Raw genomic sequence first — 3,257 nt, 5'->3', positions numbered from 1 at the left:
TCTGATCGAGTTATATCAATAATATTATTTATTGTCTATGTGTAAAATTATTTTACTGTACGGTCAATGATTTTTAGCGATGCCTGTTTTGGGCTTGACGATAGCGAAGCGCTCCGTAGGAATCGCAGCCCTCACCTATGGCTATGGACAAGATTGAGCAGAAGCTTGGGGAATGGGGGGGTGGGGTTCTTGTTCTGGGTTTGATGACAATTTGCTGTATTTTCAGTTTCAGTATACAGTTAGGTGACTGGATACAAAAAGCAAAAGTAACGGTATGAAGACTTTTTTTGCAGTCTGGTTTTGTCAATTTATCTCTTTATTTGGTTCTCAACTTACCAGCTTTGTCCTTGGTATTTGGGTATATCAAAGCACAAGTTCGGTTACTCAGTTTGCTTTAATTTCTTTTTTTACAATGTTACCAGGCTTAGTGATTTCTCCTTTAGCTGGAGCTTTAGTAGATCGTTGGGATCGTCGCTGGGCAATGATTATCAGTGATTCAGTTGCTGGTTTGAGTACCTTTGGTATAGTCTTACTATTGATCACTGGACAACTAGAAATCTGGCATATTTATTTTGCTACCACCATTAGCTCTATCTCCAATGCTTTTCAATGGCCTGCTTATGGTGCTGCTATCACTCTACTCGTCCCCAAACAATATCTTAGTCGTGCTAATGGCATGATTCAGTTATCAGAAGCTGTAGCTCAATTGCTATCACCAATTTGTGGAGGTTTTCTGGTAATTTTAATCCAACTACAGGGTGTAATTTTCCTGGATTTAGCAACTTTCTTGTTCGCTTTAGTAACACTTTTAATTGTTAAATTTCCAAAGCCAGAGACTACATCGGCTTTTAAACATGGCAAAGGTTCTCTCCTACAGGAATCTATATACGGTTGGAACTACATTAGAGTCAGACCCGGACTAATGGCACTTTTAATATTCTTCACTATTAGTAACTTTGCAGTTAGCACTTCTGAAGTTTTATTTACACCTCTAGTTTTGTCTTTTACCTCAGAAAAAAATCTAGGCATGGTATTATCAATTGGGGGTAGCGGTATGTTAATTGGTAGTCTTGTTATGAGTATTTGGGGAGGTCTAAAACGTCTTATATACGGTGTACTTGGCTTTGAATTTCTACTTGGAGTAGGTATTTTCTTGGTGGGAATGCGAACCTCTATTATCTTGGTTACTATTGGCGGGTTTATTGCTTTTTTTTCAATACCGATGTTCCAAAGTGCTTCTAATGCCATTTGGCAAACCAAGGTAGCGCCTGATGTTCAGGGAAGAGTCTTTGCAATTAGACGCATGGTGGCTTGGTCATCAAGACCTCTAGCTTACCTAACTGCTGGCCTCTTAGCTGAAAGAGTATTTGAACCTTTAATGACAGTTAATGGTTTACTAGCTGGAAGTATTGGAAAAATTATCGGCACTGGAACAGGTCGCGGTATTGGTCTAATGTTTATAGTTATGGGAATTTTAACTATGTTAATAACTATTATTGCCTACCAATATGCTCCCTTAAGGTTAGTAGAAGATGAACTGCCAGATTTTTCATAAAACTTGCTAAAATACTTAACACACTTAAAAGAAATGTTCATAGAAGAAACTAAACATTACATTTTAAAATTTGCTTTTAGTCAGGAAGACTTGAAATCAATATTTCAGTTACGATTCAAAGTTTTCAAGCTAAAGACAGAAACTGAACAAAACAAAAGTTATCTAGAGTTCGATGAATTTGATGAATATTGCGATCATTTAATGCTGATTGATAAGCAAACAGGTCAAACTATTGGAACTTATAGATTACAGACTAACAGTATGGCTGTTAAAGGATTGGGTTTTTATTCAAGTAAGATATTTAATCTAAGTTCCCTTCCGAATAATATTCTTGAGGAAGGAGTAGAAATAGGACGTGCCTGTATATTAGACAAACATCGCAATACCCGTGCATTCTTTTTGTTGTTTAAAGGACTTGCAACTTATTTACTCCACCATCGCAAACAATATTTTTTTGGATGTTCATCAATATTTACAGATAATTATTCTTTGGCTATTCCTATTTATGATTACTTTAAAGATGAACAAATGATACATCCTGATTTATTGTGTCAGCCCACTAACCAATATCAAGTGAAATTATCTATCCCGCAAAATATTGTATTTAACTCTCAAGTTATTCCATCTTTGTTAAAGCTCTATTTGAAAATGGGAGCAAAAATATGTAGCTTTCCAGCAATTGATCAAGAATTTAAAACTATTGATTTTTTAACTTTATTAAATGTTTATCATCTTGAAGATAAATATGATTCAATGCTTTTAAATGGTCAATTAGAAACCCTGAAAAAAACTTTGAACTGGACTTTAGACTAAAAGCACAAAATGACTCAGGGAAGCTGAGTTGAAAAAAAGCAAAGTAAAAAATTCAAAAAATGAGAAATCAAGCAGTTTTTGGCTGGGCTTTACGTGAAGGTAAAGTACGCTTTTTAACGATAGGATAGCGAATTCTACGTTGTCTGTTCTGTCCGGTCTTCCAGCCGGGAGATTTACCCCGTGGTTTTGGCGGTTGGGCAGGAGTGGAAACCCTGACTAAAATCCCAGGCATCGCTTGTGCAACCCTTCCAGGGGTAAGTTTAGTGATTTGTTTCTGCCACGGGAGAGGATGATCATTGACGATATCACGAGCCAGCCATAACTCCCAAGTGATGAGCGGCATTAAGTCACTCCATCGGTCACATTGTTGGGGAGTTGATAATTTTGGTAGCGTCCAATGCAAGCGTTGTTTAATAAACCGATACCAATGGTCAACAGCAAAGCGTCGCAAGTACAGTTTCCAAACTTCATTTAGAGGTGGCATTTCTTCACCGACAAAAGCCAACCACATTGGTTTAAGAACTCGTGGTGAACCATCAATTTGAAGTCTTTCCACCAGTATAATTGACATCGGATGGTGTGTAGAAAGACGAAAATGCTTTTTTGTCCACAGACGAATCCTCACCCTACCCAGTTTGTTATCTTCAAGTTCAATAGTTTGTTCTGGGTCAGACCAGGTACTTTCATCATTGAGTTTAAATTTATCACCGTGTACTCTTGGTTTTCCCCGACCTGAATATTGTGGTGGTTCTCCCCATAAACACAGGTTGGAACGCAAGCGCATCAGTTTATCTGCATTAATCTCAGCCGTTTTGATCACGAATGGCGCACATCCGTATTCAATGTCCCATAGTGTGATTGGTCTTGATGGTAATTCTTGACATACCTG

The 3,257-nt window shown here is 37.5% G+C and carries 3 protein-coding genes; 2 read left to right on the top strand and 1 reads right to left on the bottom strand.

All coding sequences use genetic code 11. From position 1 onward, the window contains the following. The first annotated feature begins 274 nt into the window (after nucleotides 1-274). Both FFR48_RS26520 and FFR48_RS26515 read left to right on the top strand, forming a co-directional pair. Entirely contained in the window at nucleotides 275-1,555 is a 1,281-nt protein-coding gene (locus tag FFR48_RS26520; RefSeq protein ID WP_137669415.1) for an MFS transporter, read from the top strand. A 33-nt stretch (nucleotides 1,556-1,588) separates the two neighbouring features. Beyond that, entirely contained in the window at nucleotides 1,589-2,368 is a 780-nt protein-coding gene (locus FFR48_RS26515; protein WP_137669414.1) for a GNAT family N-acetyltransferase, read from the top strand. Nucleotides 2,369-2,435: 67 nt separating this feature from the next. Here the strand turns inward: FFR48_RS26515 and FFR48_RS26510 are convergent. Beyond that, on the bottom strand, nucleotides 2,436-3,257 hold an 822-nt coding region (locus FFR48_RS26510; protein WP_236104200.1), incomplete at its 5' end, for a transposase.

The sequence above is a fragment of the Sphaerospermopsis reniformis genome, from assembly GCF_005402885.1.
In the GTDB taxonomy this organism is placed as follows: Bacteria; Cyanobacteriota; Cyanobacteriia; order Cyanobacteriales; family Nostocaceae; genus Sphaerospermopsis; species Sphaerospermopsis kisseleviana.
The sequence above is the reverse complement of the archived record's forward strand: the minus strand, read 5'-3'. Positions and strand labels throughout refer to the sequence as shown.